Genomic DNA, 19,207 nt, shown 5'->3' on the forward strand with positions numbered 1-19,207 from the left:
CCACATCTCTTCTTAAAACGCCACCTTCAGCCGTGCCTGCACGTAGCGGGGTTCACCGGCATAGACGGCGGTTTCGCTGTCGGCGGAGGCGAAGTAGCCCTTGTCGAACAGGTTTTTCACGCTGACGGCGACGCTGGTTTTGGGGTCGATCTGGTAGTTGGCGGTGAGGTCGATGCGGCCATAGCCGGGCAATACCAGTTCATTGTCGGTGCTGCCGTAACGCTGGCTTTGTACCAGCCACAGGGCGCCGAGGTTGAGCTTGTCAGTCGCCTGATAGTTCGCCTGCAGGGTGAGCTGCTGGTGCGGCGCGTTGATAAACTCATTGCCCTTCTCGGTGGTCGCAGGGTCCGCATCACCTTCCAGCACCTTGGTGTGCAGCAGGGTATAGCCTGCCTGCAGCTGCCATTTGAGGTTCGGCTGCCAGCCCACGCTTAGCTCGGCACCGCGGCTTCGCACTTCGCCCAGGGCTTCGTTATCCCCGGCGGCATTGCTGACCACCACATTTTCCTTGGTGATCTGGAACAGGGTCAGACTGGTTTTCCAGTCTTCCGCTGGCGTCCAGTCGAGTCCGGTTTCGTATTGTTTACCGGTTTCCGGATCGAAGGGGTTCCCCGCTGCATCGACGGTGCTGACGGCGCTGGTTTCATAGGACTCAGAGTAGGAGGCATGGGCGCGCCAGGCAGTATTGAAGCGGTAACTCGCCCCCAGGGTTGGCGTGAAGTAGTTCTCATCGGCTTCGGCATAGCTGCCGCTGACCGAACGGCCGCTGGCGTTAACATAGGCTTTGCTCTCCAGCTCGCGGTGCTGCCAGTCATAGCGGCCGCCTAACTGAATATCCAGTTTGTCAGTCACGCCGATCACATCCTGCGCATAAAGGCTGTAGGTGTCGTAGCTGAACAGTCGATGGGAACCGGCGCCATTGCTGACGCTATTGGGGTCGATGTAGCTAAAGCCCGGGTTATACACATCGACGGTCAGATCACTGTCGACGCTGCCCCAGCCTTTGCGGTTGAAGTCATTCTCGGTAGAGGCGTAGGTGCCACCCAAAGTCAGACGATGCCTGAGCGAACCCGTATCCACCTCGCCGGTAAAGTAGGAGTCGAGGGAATGGTTGGTCTGCTGGTTAGCGAGATTGCGGTAGTAACGGCGCACCTGCGGAGAGGCGGTATCCGTCACGCTGCTGATCGCATAGTTTTCCCGCGCATCCTTGTGCCAGACGCTGCGCCACTTGGTGGTGTTGTGCCAGCCTGCGGCCAGTTCGCGCTCGTAGGTCAGGCTGAAAGCGGTACCTTCATCGGTCGCGTGGTTCTGCGGGCCAAGATAGTTGGTCGTGCTGGTGGCAACCCGCTTGATGTCCGACCCCGGCGCCACCAGCCCGGTCGGCGCGTTGTAGTGGTACTTGGTCAGCTCCAGCTGCGCCGTCAGTGACTGCTTGTCATCCGGCGCCCAGGTCACCATCGGTGCGAAGAAGTAGCCGCTGCGCTTTTCGTGATCACGAAACCCCTGACTGTCGGTGTAATCGCCAATCACGCGATACATAAGGCTGGACGAGGCATTCAGGCTGCCCGTGGAATCAAAGGAAGCCGCTTTCTCTCCCCAGCCTTTGGAGGTACTTGGGCTTAACCAGCCACCGCCCTGAAGATCAATTTCATGGTAGCTCTCGGCCTCAGGCTTTTTGGTGACCACGTTGATCACTCCACCGGCTTCCTGGCTGCCGTAGAACATGGAGCCGGTGCCTTTGAGCACATCGACATGATCGACCAGCACCAGCGGAATGGACTCATCCTTCAGTACCCAGGCGTTCATGCCATCCATCTTCATGTTGTCACGGGTCAGGTTAAAGCCGCGGGAGACATAATCCGAATTGGTGCCGCCCACCTTGCTAAGCCCCGTGACGGTTTCCAGCGCGTCACCCAGATCTCGTGCCTGACGCTGTTCGATGGCCTTTTTATCCACCTGCTCGACGGTCAGGCTCTGGCTGTCATCACCTGCCGCACTTTTGGTGGTGCCCGCCGTAGAAACCGCATCGGACTGAATCACCAGGGTATCCAGCACCAGCGGACCAAGATCAAGGCTGTCGGTGCTGCTGGCCTGCGCTGCCCACAGAGGCGATGAGGCGGTGAATAACAGCAAGGGAACGGGACGAAATAGCGGCTTTTTTAACATAACGAACAACCTGAAAGGCGTTAGGAACTGGAAGAAAGGGACAGTGCCGCGCCCGCAGGCGATGCACTGGAGGACTGGGAAGAACGAGAGTTAAAGGCCGAACCGCGCACAATGCACATGGGGGTTCCGGCGACCGGGTCAGGATGGATTTCCGCATCCAGCCCGAATACCTCCGCGAGCAACTGCTCGGTCATGACCTCGGCTGGCGCGCCTTCGGTGACGATGCGACCGGCTTTCATCACCACCAGATGATCGCAGTAGCGGCAGGCCTGATTGATATCATGCAGTACCGTGACGACGGTTTTTCCCTGCTGGTGCAACTGGCCAAGCAAGTCCATCAGTTCAACCTGATGGCTCATATCCAGATAGGTGGTGGGTTCATCCAGCAACAGATAGTCGGTCTGCTGGGCCAGCACCATCGCCAGCCAGACACGCTGACGCTGGCCACCGGACAGTTCACTGACCACACGCTGCGCCAGAGCCGTGACACCGCAGGCGTCCATCGCTGCATGAATGGCGCGGTGATCCTCGGCAGAGAGCCGCCCCCACAAGCGGGTATAAGGACTGCGACCGTAAGCCACCAGTTCCGCCACCTGAATGCTTTCCGGCACCACCGGCGACTGGGGCAGTAGCGCCAGTTGCTGGGCCAGCCGTTTGGGCGACCAGGCTTTCAGGCTCTTGTGCTGAAAGTGCACCTCTCCGGCCAGCGGCGCCAGCACACCCGCCAGCGCCTTGAGCAGCGTCGACTTGCCACAACCGTTCGGCCCCAATAAGGCGGTAATGCGGCCACGGGGCAGGTTCAGGCTGACGTCACGAACAATGGTTTCCTTGCCGTAACCCAGACTTAACCTGTCGCAGTAGAGCGCATCCTCGGATAAATAGGTCATCTCTCAGCGCACCTTCAGCAGCAACCAGAGGAAATACGGCGCCCCGATCAGGGCAGTGAAAATACCGGCAGGCAGCTCCAGTGGCGGCGCGATCACGCGGGACAGCGTATCGGCCAGCAGCAGTAGCAAGGCGCCGGTCAGCATCGCCACCGGCAGCAGCCATTGATGGCGACCACCCACCCATTGCCGCGCCAGATGGGGCGCCACCAGCGCAAGAAAACTAAGCGGCCCGCAGACGGCGACACTGGCAGCACTGAGCGCGACCGCAAGGCCAAGCGTCCACCAGCGAATACGTCGAACACTCACGCCAAGGGCCTGAGCGCCCTCCTCACCGAGCACCAGCACATTCAGAAACTTGGCCAGCAACAATGCGGGAATCAGCAGCAGCGCCCAGGGCAACAACACCCAGACCTGCGGCCAGCTGCGGCCCCACAAACTGCCGGTCAGCCAGAGCAGGGCATTATTCAGATCCAGCGGATGCACCAGCATCAGAAAGTCCGTGGCACTGGCATAAAACGCCGCCAGGGCAACGCCGGTCATCGCCAGTCGCAGTGGCCGCAATTCGCTGTAGGTCAGCAGCATGAGTAGCAGCGCCGCCGCGACGCCACCGGCTAACGCAGCCAGCGGTAACCAGCTCACCGCCAGACCGGGGAAAACCACCATGCAGGCCACCGCCGCCAGACTTGCGCCGTGACTCACACCGAGAATATCCGGCGACGCCAGCGGGTTACGAATCACCGCCTGCACCAGCGTACCTGCCGTGGCGAGCATGGCGCCGACCAGCACGGCTAACAGCACGCGCGGCAAGCGCAGTTCATAAAAGGTGAAGGCTTTGGCTGATCCCTGCTGACTGAGCTGCCAGAGATCCGACGGCAGCAGCGTCACCGCGCCAAACATCAGGGCGGTGGCGCCAATCAGCGCCAGCAGCATCAGCAAACCGAGTACACGTCCCCGCGGAAAACGGGGTTGCAGGTTGAACGTTGAGGAAGTCATGCCCGGCGCCGCACCAGATAGATAAAGCAGGGAGCGCCAATCAGCGCCAACAAGGCGCCGGCCGGGGTTTCGGTCGGATAAGCCACCGCGCGGGACAAGGCATCGGCCAGCAGTACCAGCAACATGCCGAGCAGCCAGCTCACCGGCAGCACGCGGCGGTAATCCACCCCCGCGATTTGCCGCGCCATGTGCGGCACCATGAGACCGACAAAGGCGATCGAGCCCGCCACCATCACTGCGATGCCGACCAGCACCAGCACCAGCAGACTGATCAGCAGGCGCAGCCGATGCAGACGAATACCGAGGGAAGCGGCCTGTTCATCACCGAGACTCAGAATATTCAGGCGTGGCGCCAGCAAAGCACTAAGCCCCAGCGCAGGCAGCACGATGATCCAGAGCGACTGCCATTTCTCCCAGCTGGCACTGGCAACAGAACCGGCCAGCCAGCTCAGGACAGCACTGGCCTGATCTTCCGAGAGCAAAATGCAGGCACGGGTCAGGGCCGCGCACAGCGCACTCACCGCGACGCCGGCAAGCACCAGTCGGGCCTTGTTATTGCCGGGCCGCCAGGGTGCCCCCAACAGCATCACAATCAGCCAGCAGACGCCGCCGCCCAGCACCGCGGCAACGCCGGTGCCCATAACGCCAAACCAGGGCAGATAGGTCGAGAGCAGCGCGACGCCCAAAGCCGCACCGGCATTCACACCAAAGACACCGGGAGAGGCGAGCGAGTTGCGGGTTAGCGCCTGCATTAACGCACCGGCACTCGCCAAGGCGGCGCCCACCAGCGCAGCAATCAACACGCGCGGCAAGCGGCTTTCCCAGATGACCAACTGCGTCACCTGGTCAGGCGCGTTACCGAGTAGCGCGTGCAGGCTCGACAACGCAGAAATCGGTAGCGGCGAATAGCTGTAAAGACCGACCCAGGCGGCCAGCAGCACTGCCACGGAGAGCAGAATCAGCGACAGGCCAAAGCCCGTTCCTGTTCGCACACCGGAAGCACTGCGCTGGACGCTGACCTGTTGGGAGACAACTTCACTCACTGGCCCAGCAACCTCACCAGATCACGGCCCATGTGTTCCGCCGCGAGGATTCCCAGACAGCGCACCCAGATATTGGCATCCACGCTGTACACCTGTTTTTCACGCACGGCATTCAACACCTGCCAGAGCGGCTTGTTCTGCCAGGCGTTCAGCACCTTGCCCTGATCGTAAGAGCCGATCAGCAAGGCCTGCGGATTAATCGCCAGCAACTGCTCCAGACTGATCTGGCGCGAGGCGAGCTCATCGCTGCGGGTAAGGGTCGGTACGCTAAGACCAAGACTGGTCAGCACACCGGCGACAAACGAGTCCGGTGCATGAATAAAGAGGGTGTCAGGCCGGGCCACCAGAAACTGCATCTGCTTTCCGGCGGGGAGTTGCCGGGCGAAGTCAGCCATCCGCTGGCGGTGCTCGGTGAGGCGCTCGGTCATCGCCGAGGATTGCCCCACGACCTCGCCGATCAGTGCGGCGGCATGAAGATTTTCGGCGTAAGTCGCGCGGCGGGAAGCCAGCATCAGCGTCGGCGCAATGGCTTTAAGCTGAGCTGCCACGCCACTGTGACGGCTGACATCGGCGATGATGAGGTCGGGCTTGAGAGCAGCAATACGTTCAAGGCTTGGCTGGGAGCGTAACCCCACAGACTCCCACTGACCTGCGATCCTGCGCACTTCCGGCAACACACGTTCCGGGGCGTTGTCATCGGCGACGCCCACAGGCTTGACGCCAATGGCCGCCAGATCATCCACAAAGGACAGCTCCAGCGCGACAATGCGCGTCGGGGTGTGATCCATCGTGAACGTCCCTTCTGCATCGGTCACGGTCACCGCTTTCGCAGAACCGATACAGCACCACAATAGAACTGAACAAAGAATCCAAAAACTGCGCACCCGATGCCCCTTGACGTTAACCCTGTCTCAGCCGCTCATTTCACTCCGATGAGCGCTGTCAGCCAGAAAAAGAAGGCAGTTACCTTACCCGAGCCAACAGCAAATGAGAACAATTATCAGAAAGATTAACAAATAGCTTAACAAGGTAGTTTGACACGACGCTGACAAAGGAGAGGGAAGGAAGAATTGCTGGCGCGGCAAAGAAAAAGCCCGTGAAGGTGGTGGTTTCACGGGCTTCATGCACTAGGAGTCCAGAGGCGGGAGAGGGAACAGGACCCCGCAGGCAATGTCATCAGAACTGGATGGGCGGTTTCTGCTGACCTTGCATCTGGGTTTGCTGAGTCGAGGTATCGTTACCTGCCAGCAGCTGCTCCAGCAGATCGTTGATATCTGTGGAATCACTGGAACCGCTTGAGCCACAGCCGGAAGAAGCCTGGCTGCTCATATCTTCGGGAGGTGGTGGAGGCGGGGGCATATCAGAAGAACCCTGCGCGTTCTGTTCACCATCGGGTGGTGGAGGTGGCATCTGCTTGCCATCGGTAGAGTTACCGATTCCACCCATCATACTGCTCATGCCGGACATACCGGACATGCCCATTCCTGAAATAGCACTCATGGAGTACCTCCAAACAATTGCATAGTGAAGTGCGAAATTGCATGGATTAAGTGCGCTTTCTCAAGGTTTGCATTGCTTGACATTGGTTGCAGTGATTTTCCGGTGAAAACCACCTGAAAAGACTCATTGGAGCCACTATATTAGACACTCATTACGTAAGCCAAATGCACCGAACACGCAGGCTTATCTGCCTAAAAAGCCACATTCCTCTGTCAAAATAATCTTACGCCAGCATTACTGACGAAAACTTATCCATCAGACAAAGTGCGTAACAAACCCTCCCTGTTTTCCCTGTAACAACCTGCCTTGACCGACTGCTGACAAAGTTGACAGAGAAACTGCTACCCGGAAGCGAGTAAGGCATCACAACACGACCAACATCCACAGCAACCGCTTCTGCCATTTCAGGCTCATTAAGCAGTCATCCCCTCCAATACCCCTCGAGTTAGAGCCCTCTCAGAGACAAGTCACAACCTGGTCGTTACTCGTAGCGATAGCGGGCAGAGGGAGCACTGAAGGAAGATAGCTCGGAAGGAAAAGACCGCCGCGGAGGTGAAGACAAGCACGTGAGATAAAGGTGAAAGCAGCGAGGAGAAGAACAGCAGCGCAGAGGCAGTTGCCGACAAAAAACGCAGACAAGAAAAAAGCCCGTGTAGGCGGACACGGGCTTCTTCTGCACTAGTTGGAGGACCCTGAGCTGGGAGAGGAACAGGTCTCCGGTTATTCGATGTTCAGAGGGTCATCAGAATTGGATAGGCGGTTTCTGCTGACCTTGCATCTGGGTTTGCTGAGTCGAGGTATCGTTACCTGCCAGCAGTTGTTCCAGCAGATCGTTGATATCTGTGGAGTCACTGGAACCGCTTGAGCCACAGCCGGAAGAGGCCTGGCTGCTCATATCTTCGGGAGGTGGTGGTGGCGGAGGCATATCGGAAGACCCCTGCGCGTTCTGCTCACCATCGGGTGGTGGAGGTGGCATCTGCTTGCCATCGGTAGAGTTACCGATTCCACCCATCATACTGCTCATGCCGGACATACCGGACATGCCCATTCCTGAAATTGCACTCATGGAGTACCTCCACAATGTAGCGAAGTCGTTTGCGAGATTGCATGGATTAAGTGCCCCTTAACCACCCTGACGTTGCTTGACATTGGTTGCAGTGATTAACAGCGGGAAGTCACACTTTTTGGCCAGCCAAGCCTCAAACTTCCCTGTAGAAATCCGCAATAAATCACGCTAAAAGCGCCTAAAAGCATTCAATTTCAGAAAATTGATCTTTCTAATCGGTTTCAGTTTTTTATGCCGAGGAAATATTTCACTTCCCCGTATCACATCCTTTGCCAAGCCACTGACCAAGTGCTGACAAAGTTGACAGAGAGAAGCCCACCTTAGGGAATGCGGCGGTACTGTTAAGAATCAGCAAACAGGAAAAGGCACAAGGAATTCACGCACCTGAAGCGGCGAGAACGAGCGGGTAACATCAGAAGGGGTAATCATGGGGAGCCAAAAGACAGGCAGAAAAAAACCCGGAACATCAAAAATGCCGGGCTTTCTGGTCAGCAGACGAGGGAATGTGCTGCTACTACGACCTTCAGTATAACGTTCTGAATCAGAACGAAATTGGGGGCTTCATTGCACCTGGGCCGTCACAGGCGCCAGTCAGCATCTTGGCGATATCACCGCCAGGAGCTTTGTCCATCAGACCACCCAGCATGTCCATACCAGGCGCTTTGTCCATCAGACCGCCCAGCAGATCCATACCTTTATCCGCAACCTTACCGCCGATTGCTTCGCCCAAACCTGCAGCGAGCTGGCCGCCAACCATACCTGCGATTGCACCCATGGGATTTTCCTCCTCGGAACATCGAAACGTAATTAACTAGTGCCTCCCTTCAGTGGACGTCGTGGCGTAAAAGTTCACTTTTCATTTTGCTGCCGGGAACAACCCTGCCGTTTCCTATCCTTTTTTGACTGAGTATTTGTACTAACTTGCTGATATGCCGCCGCTTTCAGCCCTGGCTGCGCTTTGTGTAATTTTTTGCAACTCCCCACACCAAAACACCTCAGACACGGCGAGCCGCTGCGAACACATGAGGAACTAAATACCAATCATTCTCACTAAGACTTGCAAATGAGAATGATTATAAAGATCATTGCCGCGCATTTTTTTGGGACTGACGCCCTTCCCCGACGTTCAGCCTCTGATAACCCCGGACATTACGGGCTCGCACAGCCAACACAGCAGGACGACTATCAGCATGAATACCACGGAGATCAACGAACTACTGCAATCGGTCGGGCGCCGCGATGGCCTGCCCGAGCTAACTCTGGACTCTAACGCCTGCGCAGGCATTCGCTTCGCTGATGGCGTATCCCTGCACTTTGAGTGGCATCAGGAGCAGCAGCGTTTGCATCTCTATTCTCCCCTGCCGGAGCTGACCTCGTCCGCAAGCCGCAGTGAAGCCCTTTATCAACAGGCCCTGCGTATCAATTGTCTGAGCCCCGATGCCACCTTGGCAATGCATCCCGAACGCGAAGAGCTGTATCTGCAGCAGGCGCTACCGGCTGACCTCCTGAGCATTGAACGCCTGGATGCCAGCATTGACCTGCTCACCCGTCGCCGCAAGGTGCTGGTTGAGCAACTGGCCTCAGCCAGCCCTGCCACAGAAGCCAGCAAGCCCGCTCCTGCGCAGACCCGACTTGGGCATTCACTGGGTGCACAACTGCGCTGATTGACGTTTCAGGAGGAAACCTTATGCACGGTATGGACAGATCACCGTTTCGGCTCAGTCTTAACCTTGGCGCTGCGGCGCCGGTCAATAACGATGTGGAAGCCGCGCGCGGCCCTCTGCAAGGCGCGCAGCTGGAACCCACCCAGCCCGTCAGCGGTCGCGACGCCCAAGCCGCTAACGCCACTCCCTCGCCCCGTCAGAATGCCAGCCTGCTCTCCGGCACGCTGGAGCGCTTATCCGGTCTTGGCAGCTATCTGCCTAACCCGATGAACCTGATTCGCGGGCGCGAACAGAACAACGGCATGCTCCCCAGCCATCGTCAGGACATTGAGCTACAGAACAATCCGCAGCATCGCCTGCCTGAGGACAATCATTCCCGACGCGCTCAGGATGAGGAAATGGGCCTGCTCAACAGTGAGCACATGGACCCCTATTCCCGTAAGGAAAACGAGCTCAGCAAAGAGGTGAAGGAAGTCCTGGCCGACACCTTCAACTGGCAAAAAGCCGGCAAGAAGGCTTCCGTCGCGCTGGCTCGCGGCGCGGCTGCCGGTGCAACGATTTACGGCTCCTACTCGCTGGTCGACTACATGATCCAGTCCAAGGTCCCCGCGGAGCAGCAGGCCCTGTCCCGTGGTTTTATCGCCATGGGGATGCTGGTACCGGTCTATCAGGAAAGTAAGGAACTGGTGAACGGCCTGCGAGAGGCCATGACCTCCGAGTCCAAACTGTCTTATGCCGAAGCACTGGAGAAAACCCACCTGCGCCGCAAGGCGGAGAGTGCTGAGATTCTTAAAACCATGCCTCGGGATATTCAGGATGCCTGCGACAAGATCGATCTGGCCCTGCAGCAGGCCTTTGCGGCCGCCCGTCGTGGTGACAAGGTCAAGTTCGCGCTGATTCGCGGCATGATGCACTGGCGCAAGGACTTCATGCTCGGCCGCCCGCTCAAAACCAAAGAAGTCGAGCCACTGAAAACCCCTCAGGGCCGTGAGAATCTGATGCGCGACATGGAACAAAGCATGCGCCTCTACAAGATGCCCCTGAAAGACAAACTCAGTGGCTTTGCCCTCGGCGTCGGTGTCCGCTCACTTGAACATGAAATTCCGGATCACCTGCGCGCGCCTGCCGACTTTGATGTCGCCAAGCTGGACCTTGAGGATAACTGGCACCAGTGGAACAAGGTGCCGAAGGTTCTCAAGCAGATGATGTTGATGGCGGGTCTGCCCGGTACGGGTAAGACTCATTTTGTTGAGACCGTGCTGCCCAGGCTATTGAAGCTGCCGGTGGCTGGTCTGATCATGCCGGACAAACAGGCCGGTGGCGTGAACTCCATGATGGCCAAGGAATGGTCAGCGCTGGAGCAAGAAGAGTATGTCACCGCTGATACCGATGCGATGGGCAAGATTGGCCTCAAGCTGATTCGCGCCGGTTGCACCAACCCCATTCTGTTCCTCGATGAAGCCGATCTGGACGATATGGACGGTATCAAGCGCCTGACCGATCCAAGCCGTGATCATCTGGAAGCCACGGCGCTGGAAACCCTGATCAACTTCGCCAATGTCACCATCATGCTGGGCGTTAACGCCCTCAAGAAAGCGCAGGGCGCACCTGAAGGCGACAGTCTGGGTGAGCTGGATGGCGGCGTGGAAGACCGTGTTGAGCTGGCCATTTTTGACGGTAGCGAAAGACAGTCGAAGTGGGAAAAAGCCATTGAGGCCTACCATGGCTGGGCGGGGCTTTACTGCCTGCCCATCAAAGGGGGCGAAGGTGCGATTCTTGATGAAGGCCAGCAAAACCGTATGCAGGATCTGTTCAAGCACTCCCTCCAGCATCTGGTCGATACTCACCATGACAAAGCCAAGGTGCCTGGCTCACGTATGCAGGTGCCGGTCGCATCCGTCACCAACTACATTGCTTACCGCCTGATGAAGGAGCAAACCCTGGGCGGCGAGCCGATCACCCAGCAGGATGTGGATAACTACATCGACGACTTCTATGCCCCACGCATCAAGAACCGCAACGTACAATCCGCACCACCGACCGATGCCGAGCTGGCCGCTCGACGCTCACAACGCCAGTCGGTGGCGAGCAATGCCAGTACGCTGGAAGCGGTACGCCAGTTCTATATCAACGAGGCGGATGAGGAAGACGAGGATGAAGATATTCCTTACGCCAGCAGCTCCAACTTCCGAAACGAGCGTCGACAAACACCCGAGGAGCAGCGTCACCAACAAATGCAGCAAAACGCGCTTGACCGTGCCAACCAGGCTTTTAATGATGCCATTGGCAGCGGTGACAGGGAGCAAATCGCGCAGGCTGAAGCACAGCTTAATAATGTGACCTACGGGATCCAGTACCGCTAATCCAGTACCGCTATAAGAGTAGCGTGGTGCGGTGTTATAACGCTGCACCACGCTTTACTAACTGGCGCCACACTCTCGACACACTGGGTTTATCCACCAACGCACAGCGATAAAGCCGAATTTCCAGCGGCGCCTGCCATTGCTCTCCCCCGCATACCACCAGCTTGCCTTCAGCCAGTTCACGCTCAATACACAGCTCCGGAATCCAGGCCACACCCTGCCCTTTCAGCGCCATGCCTTTCAAACCTTCTGCCATCGCCGTTTCATACACGGTGCGAAGCCGCAGACTGAGAGGATGATGCTTCATCATCATCCGTACCGTGCGGCCCAGAAAAGCACCGCGGGTATAGGACAGCAGCGGAATATCGTCCTGCGGCGGAGAATCCAGCGAGAAACGCGGTTGACCATCTGCCTGAGGCGCACATACGGGCAGCATGCGTGTATCGGCCAAATGCAGCGAAGGAAAGGTCGCGTTATCCAGCTGCAAGGTGGCGTAAGGGTCGTAATAGACCAGCATCACATCACACTCACCTTCGCGCAGGGCATGAATGGCGTCTTCCACATTCATCGCCACCAGACGCATGGACAGCTCCTGCATCACATCGCTGAAATCGCTGACCCAATCGGGAAAGAAGGTAAAGGCCAGCGAGTGAGCGGCGGCGACTTCCAGCACCTGCGCCTCTCCGGGCTGTAAACCACGCACCTTGCCGACGGTATCGCGCAGCTGGGTCAGCACATTGCGCGCCGTTGCCACAAAAAGCTGACCTTCTGCGGTCAGCTCTACCGGCGTGGTTGAGCGGTTAACCAGCTGTACCCCGACGGCCTGTTCCAGCGCCCGGATACGGCGGCTAAACGCAGGCTGAGTGACGAAACGACGCTCTGCCGCCTGGGAGAAACTGTGGGTTTCCGCCAGCATCAGGAGGTCTTCCAGCCACTTGGTTTCGAGATCCATATCGCCTCCGGGATCGGTTTACATCTTCATATATTAGATTATGCGCATATTGCATACAGCAGTGAGTAATAGCATTGGTCAAACTTTCGGCCGCCACTCACAATAGGCGCCATTCAGCAGCAGTTGCTGCGCAAAGTGCGATGAACGCCATCATGACTCCCAGCGCCATTCTCCAGTCCGATATTCTGGCCGCTCCCCACCGTCTCGAAAAAGACCTGCTTGGCCCTATGGCCGTCCCTGCTGATGCCTATTACGGCATTCAAACCCAGCGTGCGCTGGAAAACTTCCGCCTGACCGGCGTACCTCTCAGCCACTTTCCCAAGCTGGTGATTGGTCTTGCCATGGTCAAGAAGGCAGCCGCCGCAGCGAACCGGGATCAGGGCCAGATCAGCCTGGAGAAAAGCAGCGCCATCATGCTGGCCTGTGACCGCATCATTGATGGCGAATTCCATGATCAGTTCGTCGTCGACATGATTCAGGGTGGTGCTGGCACCTCCACCAACATGAACGCCAACGAAGTCATTGCCAACGTGGCGCTGGAAGCCATGGGTCATGCCAAAGGTGCATACCAGTATCTGCACCCTAACAATGACGTCAACATGTCCCAGTCTACCAATGATGCCTACCCCACTGCGATTCGCGTGGGCCTGCAGCTGACTCACTCTGAGCTGGTAGACAGTCTGGCACTGCTGAAAGATGCCTTTGCCCACAAAAGCGAAGAGTTCAGCGATGTCATCAAGATGGGCCGCACCCAGTTACAGGATGCTGTCCCCATGACACTGGGTCAGGAATTCAAAGCCTTCGCCAGCACCCTGGCTGAGGACATCGACCGTATCGGCGGCCTCTTTAGCTTGCTGCGCGAAGTTAACCTTGGTGGTACGGCCATTGGCACTGGCATCAACGCTGAACCCGGTTATGCCGAGCTGGCGGTGGATCACCTGTCCAAAGTCTGCGGTCATCCCATGACCCTGGCGACAGACCTGATCGAAGCGACCTCCGACATGGGTGCATTCGTTCTGTTCTCCGGTATGACCAAGCGTCTGGCGGTGAAACTGTCGAAGATCTGTAATGACCTGCGCCTGCTGTCCAGTGGTCCGCGTACCGGCCTGAACGAGATCAACCTGCCTGCCCAGCAGCCTGGTTCTTCCATTATGCCCGGCAAGGTGAACCCGGTGATTCCTGAGGCGGTGAACCAGGTGGCCTACCAGGTCATCGGTAACGATCTGGCCATCACCATGGCGGCCGAAGCCGGTCAGCTGCAGCTGAACGTGATGGAGCCGCTGATTACCTACAAGATTCTGGATTCCATGCGCTTGCTGCGTCGTGCCATGGATATGCTGCGCGAGCGCTGCGTGGAGGGCATCACTGCCAACCGCGAGCACTGTAAAGCCATGGTGGATAACTCCATCGGCCTGATCACCGCGCTGAACCCTTATATCGGTTACGAAAACTCGACCCGTATCGCCAAGGAAGCCCTGATATCTGGTCGCGGTGTTCTGGAGCTGGTACGTGAAGAGGGGCTACTGGATGAAGGCCTGCTGGCTGAGATTCTGCGCCCTGAGAACATGGTGAATCCTCGCCCGATTCGCCGCTGAATTCGATAGCTTCGGCTATCAATGGGGATGGCGATGACCCCTGATCTCGCTGGTTTCATAAGCGGATATGCCTTGTAATCGTTCGCGAGGCATATTTATTGAAAGCCCAGCTCCTACCTGTCGGAGCTGGGCATTTTTTTGCCTGTGTTTTACCTGTACCGGCCTGATCCGGCTTCAGTGTCAGCGTCCGCCCAGCACATCGATAAAACTGCCGGTGGTGTAACTGGACTTATCCGAGGCCAGCCAGAGAATGGCCTCTGCCACTTCATGGGCGGTGCCACCACGCTGCATCGGAATGGACGGTGCCAATCGCTGCACCCGGTCCGGTTCGCCACCTTCGGCATGAATGTCGGTCAGAATAAAGCCGGGACGCACGCCATTAACCCGAATGCCTTCATGAGCAACTTCCCGCGCCAGCCCCAGGGTCAGACTCTCCACCGCGCCTTTGGCCGCGGCGTAATCCACATACTCATTAGGCGCACCACTTTTCGCCGCCCCCGAGCTGACATTCACAATGGTGCCGCCCTGCCCACCATGACGGTAAGCCATTCGCTGCACTGCTTCACGACAACACAGGAAGGTCGAGGTCGCGTTGGTGTTGAGCACCATCTGCCAGCGCTCAAGGGTGATTTCATCCAGGCGACACTGCATGCCGAGGCGTCCGGCATTATTGACCAGTACTGTCAGGGTGCCGCGACGGTCGACTTCGGCAAAGAGGTTTTCCACCTCGTTTTCCAGACCCACATCCGCCTGACACACCCACGCCTCGCCACCGCCATGGCGAATCTCCTGACAGAGCGCTTCGGCAGCGGCATGGTTGACCCGATAATTGATGATGACGCCATAGCCCTGACGGGCAGCAAGACGCGCAGTCGCCGCACCGATACCACGGCCAGCGCCAGTCACAAGCATGATTTTCATGGAGAGAACCTCGTGAAAAGGGCATCACAAGGTTATACCGAGGAGACTTCCCCCTGGGAAGTGTGGATAACCCGATTACGCCCTTCGGCCTTGGCCTGATACAGCCCCCGATCCGCCTGACGAATCACTTCTTCGTTACCGACGCCGACACCGTTATGCACATGAACCCAGCCAATACTGGCGGTCATGGAGATCTGATTACCCTCGGCATCGCGCAAAGAGTTGATGGCAGCGATATCCTCACGGATGACTTCAATCAGCTCCCGCGCCTGCACCACCGACATCCCCGGCAGGATCAGAGCAAACTCTTCACCGCCAAAGCGCGCCGCCAGCCCGCCGGCACGACCCGCACGTTGCTTGAGCAGAGCGCCCACTGCTCGCAGACAGTCATCACCCACATCATGGCCATAACGGTCATTCAGGCGTTTGAAGTGATCCAGATCGATCATCGCCAAAGCGAGCCCCGGACCCTTACCGGCGGTGCGTGCCAGCGTGGCCTCAAGGGTGTGATCAAAGAAACGCCGGTTCGCCACACCCGTCAGGCCATCGCGCTGAGACAGGGTACGAAGCTCGCCATTGGCACGCTGCAGCGCCTGGGTCATATCAGCATACTGCTCCACCAGACGGCAGATCGCATCCAGCTCGCGGAACAACACACGGGGTAACTTCACCGCTTTCTCATGGGTGAAGTGCATTGAGGAGAGGCCGGTAATCGCCATTTGCAGCGGACGAAGAATCAATCCGCGTCCCATAAAGTAGAGGAAGATCAGTCCACACAGCATCACTGTCACCAGAATCAGGCTGGTGTTTTTCAGTTTGTCTGCATCCCGCTGCACTTCCTCAGCCACTTTTTGTGCGCGGTAGGCCGCATCGGTGGACAGCAGATTAGAGAGGCTGCGCTGCTTATCGAGAGCTTCGTCACGCAGCTGCTGGCTGACACGCTCCAGTGTTTGCTGATTTTTGATGGTACGGCCAATAGAGTTGAGCTTACGAAGGAAAGCCGTTTTCTGGTCGCTGGAGAACGTCATCCCGGCAATGCGATTGCTGAAGAGTTCGGTGCGAAGCTGCAGCTGGCTGAGTGATACGGCACCATCAAAAAGTGCATGCAGGCTGGCCTGATAATCACCGAGCATCATCAGGGCATCAGCCTGCTGTTCCACGGGAAGAAAACGGGTAATCAGAACACGCAAACCTGTCAGGCTATCCACCAGCGGCGCCAGTTCACGGGTCAGATTACGCTGTTCCTCACGAATAGAGATGAGCTGGCGAATATCATTCAGAATTTCCTGCGTGCCGCCCGACAGGGGCGGCCCGACATCCATGCCGAGCCCGGTGACCAGCACCTGGGCATCCAGACGGATCTCGCGTTCACGGTACGCATCCCTCGCCCAGTACACCTGACTGATAAAGGTGCCCAGTTGCTCAAGGCGCAGCGCCACCTGCTGATTTTTGACAATCCCCGGCAAATGCTCGGTGCGGGTTTCCAGCGACTTGCGCTCGATATCACTGAGCAGCCCCAGCGCATACCAGGACATCCCACCGAGCAGCAGCAGAATCACCAGCAGCAGCCAGCCGGATACCAGGGACAGGCGTGGATGCAGCTCAACCACTGAGAGCCACCAGCGCTGGTAAAAACGGGGCTTGCTCGGCGTCGTCATCAGAAGGCACTGAATGGAAAGTAGCGACGGGAAACACGATCGTATTCACCATTGAGGCGAATGGATTCGATCGCATTGTTCAGTTTATCCAGCAGTTCAGGGTGCAACTTGCTAACGGCAATATGCGCCGTGGCTTTGAGCGCCTGAGCGTCCGATGGCTCCGCCATAAAGTCATAACCCTGTCCCTGTGGTGATGTGAGAAAGCGTAGCAGACTCATGGCATCCCCCATCACCACATCGGCACGATTTTCACGCAGGGCGCTGTAGGCTTCCATCGGAGACGCCACCGCCAGCAGCGTGGCTTCAGGATAATGACGTTTGATGTATTGCTGCTGAATCGAGTTGCTGGCCGTCGCAATACGCAGGTTCTTCAGCTCATCAGTTTTGGTATTGGAGAAACGGGCAGGGTCGCCAATAAAGGCAGAATAGGAACGGTAGTAACTCTGGGAAAACAGGGCATGACGCTCGCGGTCACGGGTCTTGGCCATGCTGGCCATCACCAGATCCGCCTCACCTTTTTCCAATGCTGGCAACAGGTCATCCCAGGCTTTGGTGACAAACTCACAGGGCGTCTGCATTTCTTCGCAGAGGGCGCGCGCGATTTCCACGTCAAACCCGGTCAGCTCTCCGCGTTCATTAAAGAAGTTGAACGGCGGGTCCTGACCTTCGGTCGCAATAATCAGCGTATCGGCCGCCAGCGCCTCGTCACTCATAAAGAAGACAAGACAGCCAAGCAGCAGGCATTGCAATGCGCGTCTCAAGGACGTGATCTCCCTATACGTCTTTTCCTGTCGCCATCCTTTCGAAGAATGGCGGCACATAATATAGGCATGTTGCTCACTTTTCCATCAAACATCGACGTAAAACGTGCTAATCGCGCCAAGCAATTACACTAACACTGGGCGCTATAGCACTCACTCGCGGCGAAGAGCCACGTTTTCCGTGCTTTTACTGGTCGTTGGCTTTTTAGTGGCCAAAAACCCCGACTTTGTTCACTCAATCTCGTCGATCCCTTAAACTATTGGGCCTTTTCCGTTGCTGCGCCCTGCTGGCGCCCACAACCAGAGATACGACGATGACACCTTCAACGGCTGCTCAAGCGCTCATTGAGGCGGGGCGCTGGATCAATCAGCAAGGCTGGTGCCCTGCGACCGGCGGCAACTTCTCTATTCGCCTTGGCGATGACCGCGCGCTGGTCACTCAGTCAGGCCGCCATAAGGGTCACCTGACCGAGCAGGACTTTATGCAGGTGGATCTGTTCGGCACTCCGCTGACAGAGGGCAAGCCCAGTGCCGAAACCCTGGTGCATACTGCGCTTTACCGTCTGGATGACACCATTGGAGCCGTGCTGCATACCCACTCGGTGCCTTCGACAGTGCTGTCTCGTCTGACCGCCGATGACTGGCTGTCGCTGGAAGGCTTCGAGATGCAAAAGAGCCTTTCGGGCAACCAGACCCACGAAGAAAGCATTCGTCTGGCCATCGTCGATAACACCCAGGATATGACGGCTCTGGCCAACACTATCGAGCAGCGCTGGCACACCCAGCCGCTGTCCTGGGGCTTGCTGGTTCGCGGTCATGGCTTGTACGCCTGGGGTCGCGATAGTCAGGAAGCCACCCGCCATCTGGAAGGGCTGGAGTTTCTCTTCGCCTGCGAACTCGAAATGCGCCGTTTGGGAGCCCGTTAATGACTGATGCCACTACCCAGGTCGGCATTGCCGCCATCGTCACCGATATTGAAGGCACCACCAGCGATATCGCCTTCGTCAAGAATGTCCTTTTCCCTTATGCAGCAAAACACCTGCCAGACTTCGTTCGTGCCCATCAACACGAGCCGGAAGTAAAAGAGGCCCTGCTGCAGGTCGCCGGGGAAATTGGTTGGGTCGATGCAGAAACCGAGGCACTGATTGAGGTCTTGCTGCGCTGGATCGAGGATGACCGCAAGGCCACCCCGCTTAAGACGCTGCAGGGTATGATCTGGAAAGCCGGCTACGAAAACGGCGACTTTACCGGCCATGTTTATACCGACGCCCACCAGTATTTACAGGCCTGGCAGGCCGATGGCATTGAGCTTTATGTGTTTAGCTCAGGCTCCGTTCCTGCCCAGAAGCTGCTCTTTGGTTACAGCGATTTTGGCGATATGACACCGCTGTTCAGCGGTTACTTTGATACCCGTACCGGTGCCAAACGCGAAGCGGCCGCCTATAAAGCTATTTTGCAGGCCATTGACCTGCCCGCCGAACACGTACTGTTTTTATCGGATATCGCTGAAGAGCTGGATGCTGCCCTGCGAGCAGGCATGAAGACCTGTGAACTGCGCCGCGACGGTGCTGCACCCAGCAGCCGCCACCCGGTTGCCACCACTTTTGCCGAGATTGCCTGCGACTAACGAGCAGGTAG

17 protein-coding genes are annotated in these 19,207 nt (G+C 57.6%); 5 read left to right on the forward strand and 12 right to left on the reverse strand.

What is annotated here, in order from left to right; translation table 11 throughout:
* Positions 1-12 precede the first annotated feature (12 nt).
* The 8 genes from ACKC9G_RS16855 to ACKC9G_RS16890 form a co-directional block, all read right to left on the reverse strand.
* Positions 13-2,166 carry a TonB-dependent siderophore receptor gene (locus ACKC9G_RS16855; protein WP_411407548.1) on the reverse strand — a complete coding sequence of 718 codons (2,154 nt, stop codon included), beginning with the start codon at positions 2,164-2,166 and terminating at the stop codon, positions 13-15.
* 20 nt (positions 2,167-2,186) lie between these two features.
* A complete protein-coding gene (gene fecE / locus ACKC9G_RS16860) occupies positions 2,187-3,053 on the reverse strand; it encodes a Fe(3+) dicitrate ABC transporter ATP-binding protein FecE (protein WP_411407550.1) in 867 nt (288 codons plus the stop codon).
* A 3-nt stretch (positions 3,054-3,056) separates the two neighbouring features.
* Entirely contained in the window at positions 3,057-4,046 is a 990-nt protein-coding gene (locus tag ACKC9G_RS16865) for an iron chelate uptake ABC transporter family permease subunit (protein ID WP_411407552.1), read from the reverse strand.
* Positions 4,043-5,089 carry an iron chelate uptake ABC transporter family permease subunit gene (locus tag ACKC9G_RS16870; RefSeq protein WP_411407554.1) on the reverse strand — a complete coding sequence of 349 codons (1,047 nt, stop codon included), beginning with the start codon at positions 5,087-5,089 and terminating at the stop codon, positions 4,043-4,045. Before ACKC9G_RS16870 ends, ACKC9G_RS16865 begins: the two co-directional genes overlap by 4 nt.
* Complete coding sequence (locus tag ACKC9G_RS16875; RefSeq protein ID WP_411407556.1) at positions 5,086-5,973, reverse strand: Fe(3+) dicitrate ABC transporter substrate-binding protein; 888 nt, start codon at positions 5,971-5,973, stop codon at positions 5,086-5,088. The genes ACKC9G_RS16870 and ACKC9G_RS16875 overlap by 4 nt, the downstream gene beginning before the upstream one ends.
* 292 nt (positions 5,974-6,265) lie before the next feature.
* The gene (locus ACKC9G_RS16880) at positions 6,266-6,589 is read right to left on the reverse strand and encodes a hypothetical protein (protein ID WP_411407558.1); all 324 of its coding nucleotides are present in this window, start codon (positions 6,587-6,589) and stop codon (positions 6,266-6,268) included.
* A 742-nt stretch (positions 6,590-7,331) separates the two neighbouring features.
* Positions 7,332-7,655: a hypothetical protein gene (locus tag ACKC9G_RS16885; RefSeq protein WP_411407558.1), complete on the reverse strand. Its 324-nt coding sequence runs from the start codon at positions 7,653-7,655 to the stop codon at positions 7,332-7,334.
* A gap of 541 nt (positions 7,656-8,196) precedes the next feature.
* A complete protein-coding gene (locus tag ACKC9G_RS16890) occupies positions 8,197-8,430 on the reverse strand; it encodes a hypothetical protein (protein ID WP_411407560.1) in 234 nt (77 codons plus the stop codon).
* A 415-nt stretch (positions 8,431-8,845) separates the two neighbouring features.
* Here ACKC9G_RS16890 and ACKC9G_RS16895 point away from each other — a divergent pair, with 415 nt between their 5' ends.
* Positions 8,846-9,319, forward strand: coding sequence for a type III secretion system chaperone (locus ACKC9G_RS16895; RefSeq protein WP_411407562.1), 474 nt, complete (start codon positions 8,846-8,848; stop codon positions 9,317-9,319).
* A gap of 23 nt (positions 9,320-9,342) precedes the next feature.
* Positions 9,343-11,682: a hypothetical protein gene (locus tag ACKC9G_RS16900; protein ID WP_411407564.1), complete on the forward strand. Its 2,340-nt coding sequence runs from the start codon at positions 9,343-9,345 to the stop codon at positions 11,680-11,682.
* Positions 11,683-11,716: 34 nt separating this feature from the next.
* Here ACKC9G_RS16900 and ACKC9G_RS16905 read toward each other — a convergent pair whose 3' ends face one another.
* Positions 11,717-12,634: a LysR substrate-binding domain-containing protein gene (locus ACKC9G_RS16905; RefSeq protein ID WP_411407566.1), complete on the reverse strand. Its 918-nt coding sequence runs from the start codon at positions 12,632-12,634 to the stop codon at positions 11,717-11,719.
* Positions 12,635-12,786: 152 nt separating this feature from the next.
* Here ACKC9G_RS16905 and aspA point away from each other — a divergent pair, with 152 nt between their 5' ends.
* The gene (gene aspA, locus ACKC9G_RS16910; protein WP_411407568.1) at positions 12,787-14,229 is read left to right on the forward strand and encodes an aspartate ammonia-lyase; all 1,443 of its coding nucleotides are present in this window, start codon (positions 12,787-12,789) and stop codon (positions 14,227-14,229) included.
* Positions 14,230-14,409: 180 nt separating this feature from the next.
* Here the strand turns inward: aspA and ACKC9G_RS16915 are convergent, their stop codons facing one another.
* The 3 genes from ACKC9G_RS16915 to ACKC9G_RS16925 are packed head-to-tail and all read right to left on the reverse strand — an operon-like array spanning position 14,410 to position 17,569.
* Entirely contained in the window at positions 14,410-15,150 is a 741-nt protein-coding gene (locus ACKC9G_RS16915) for an SDR family oxidoreductase (RefSeq protein WP_411407570.1), read from the reverse strand.
* Positions 15,151-15,182: 32 nt separating this feature from the next.
* Positions 15,183-16,808, reverse strand: a complete 1,626-nt coding sequence (locus tag ACKC9G_RS16920; protein ID WP_411407572.1) for a GGDEF domain-containing protein — start codon at positions 16,806-16,808, stop codon at positions 15,183-15,185.
* Positions 16,808-17,569, reverse strand: coding sequence for a transporter substrate-binding domain-containing protein (locus ACKC9G_RS16925; protein ID WP_411407574.1), 762 nt, complete (start codon positions 17,567-17,569; stop codon positions 16,808-16,810). The genes ACKC9G_RS16920 and ACKC9G_RS16925 overlap by 1 nt, the downstream gene beginning before the upstream one ends.
* 314 nt (positions 17,570-17,883) lie before the next feature.
* Here ACKC9G_RS16925 and ACKC9G_RS16930 point away from each other — a divergent pair, with 314 nt between their 5' ends.
* Entirely contained in the window at positions 17,884-18,495 is a 612-nt protein-coding gene (locus ACKC9G_RS16930; protein WP_411407576.1) for a methylthioribulose 1-phosphate dehydratase, read from the forward strand.
* Positions 18,495-19,196 (forward strand): acireductone synthase, encoded by a 702-nt coding sequence (gene mtnC / locus ACKC9G_RS16935; protein ID WP_411407578.1) that lies wholly within the window; start codon positions 18,495-18,497, stop codon positions 19,194-19,196. The genes ACKC9G_RS16930 and mtnC overlap by 1 nt, the downstream gene beginning before the upstream one ends.
* Positions 19,197-19,207: the final 11 nt, after the last annotated feature.

Origin of the sequence: Pokkaliibacter sp. CJK22405 (assembly GCF_046614695.1) — a bacterium.
In the GTDB taxonomy this organism is placed as follows: domain Bacteria; phylum Pseudomonadota; class Gammaproteobacteria; order Pseudomonadales; family Balneatricaceae; genus Pokkaliibacter.

What these genes read in the sequence shown, in the direction of transcription:
- ACKC9G_RS16855 (WP_411407548.1), bottom strand. Translation starts at nt 2,166, where the DNA reads ATGTTAAAAAAGCCGCTATTTCGTCCCGTTCCCTTGCTGTTATTCACC.
- fecE (WP_411407550.1), bottom strand. Translation starts at nt 3,053, where the DNA reads ATGACCTATTTATCCGAGGATGCGCTCTACTGCGACAGGTTAAGTCTG.
- ACKC9G_RS16865 (WP_411407552.1), bottom strand. Translation starts at nt 4,046, where the DNA reads ATGACTTCCTCAACGTTCAACCTGCAACCCCGTTTTCCGCGGGGACGT.
- ACKC9G_RS16880 (WP_411407558.1), bottom strand. Translation starts at nt 6,589, where the DNA reads ATGAGTGCTATTTCAGGAATGGGCATGTCCGGTATGTCCGGCATGAGC.
- ACKC9G_RS16885 (WP_411407558.1), bottom strand. Translation starts at nt 7,655, where the DNA reads ATGAGTGCAATTTCAGGAATGGGCATGTCCGGTATGTCCGGCATGAGC.
- ACKC9G_RS16890 (WP_411407560.1), bottom strand. Translation starts at nt 8,430, where the DNA reads ATGGGTGCAATCGCAGGTATGGTTGGCGGCCAGCTCGCTGCAGGTTTG.
- ACKC9G_RS16895 (WP_411407562.1), top strand. Translation starts at nt 8,846, where the DNA reads ATGAATACCACGGAGATCAACGAACTACTGCAATCGGTCGGGCGCCGC.
- ACKC9G_RS16900 (WP_411407564.1), top strand. Translation starts at nt 9,343, where the DNA reads ATGCACGGTATGGACAGATCACCGTTTCGGCTCAGTCTTAACCTTGGC.
- ACKC9G_RS16905 (WP_411407566.1), bottom strand. Translation starts at nt 12,634, where the DNA reads ATGGATCTCGAAACCAAGTGGCTGGAAGACCTCCTGATGCTGGCGGAA.
- aspA (WP_411407568.1), top strand. Translation starts at nt 12,787, where the DNA reads ATGACTCCCAGCGCCATTCTCCAGTCCGATATTCTGGCCGCTCCCCAC.
- ACKC9G_RS16915 (WP_411407570.1), bottom strand. Translation starts at nt 15,150, where the DNA reads ATGAAAATCATGCTTGTGACTGGCGCTGGCCGTGGTATCGGTGCGGCG.
- ACKC9G_RS16920 (WP_411407572.1), bottom strand. Translation starts at nt 16,808, where the DNA reads ATGACGACGCCGAGCAAGCCCCGTTTTTACCAGCGCTGGTGGCTCTCA.
- ACKC9G_RS16930 (WP_411407576.1), top strand. Translation starts at nt 17,884, where the DNA reads ATGACACCTTCAACGGCTGCTCAAGCGCTCATTGAGGCGGGGCGCTGG.
- mtnC (WP_411407578.1), top strand. Translation starts at nt 18,495, where the DNA reads ATGACTGATGCCACTACCCAGGTCGGCATTGCCGCCATCGTCACCGAT.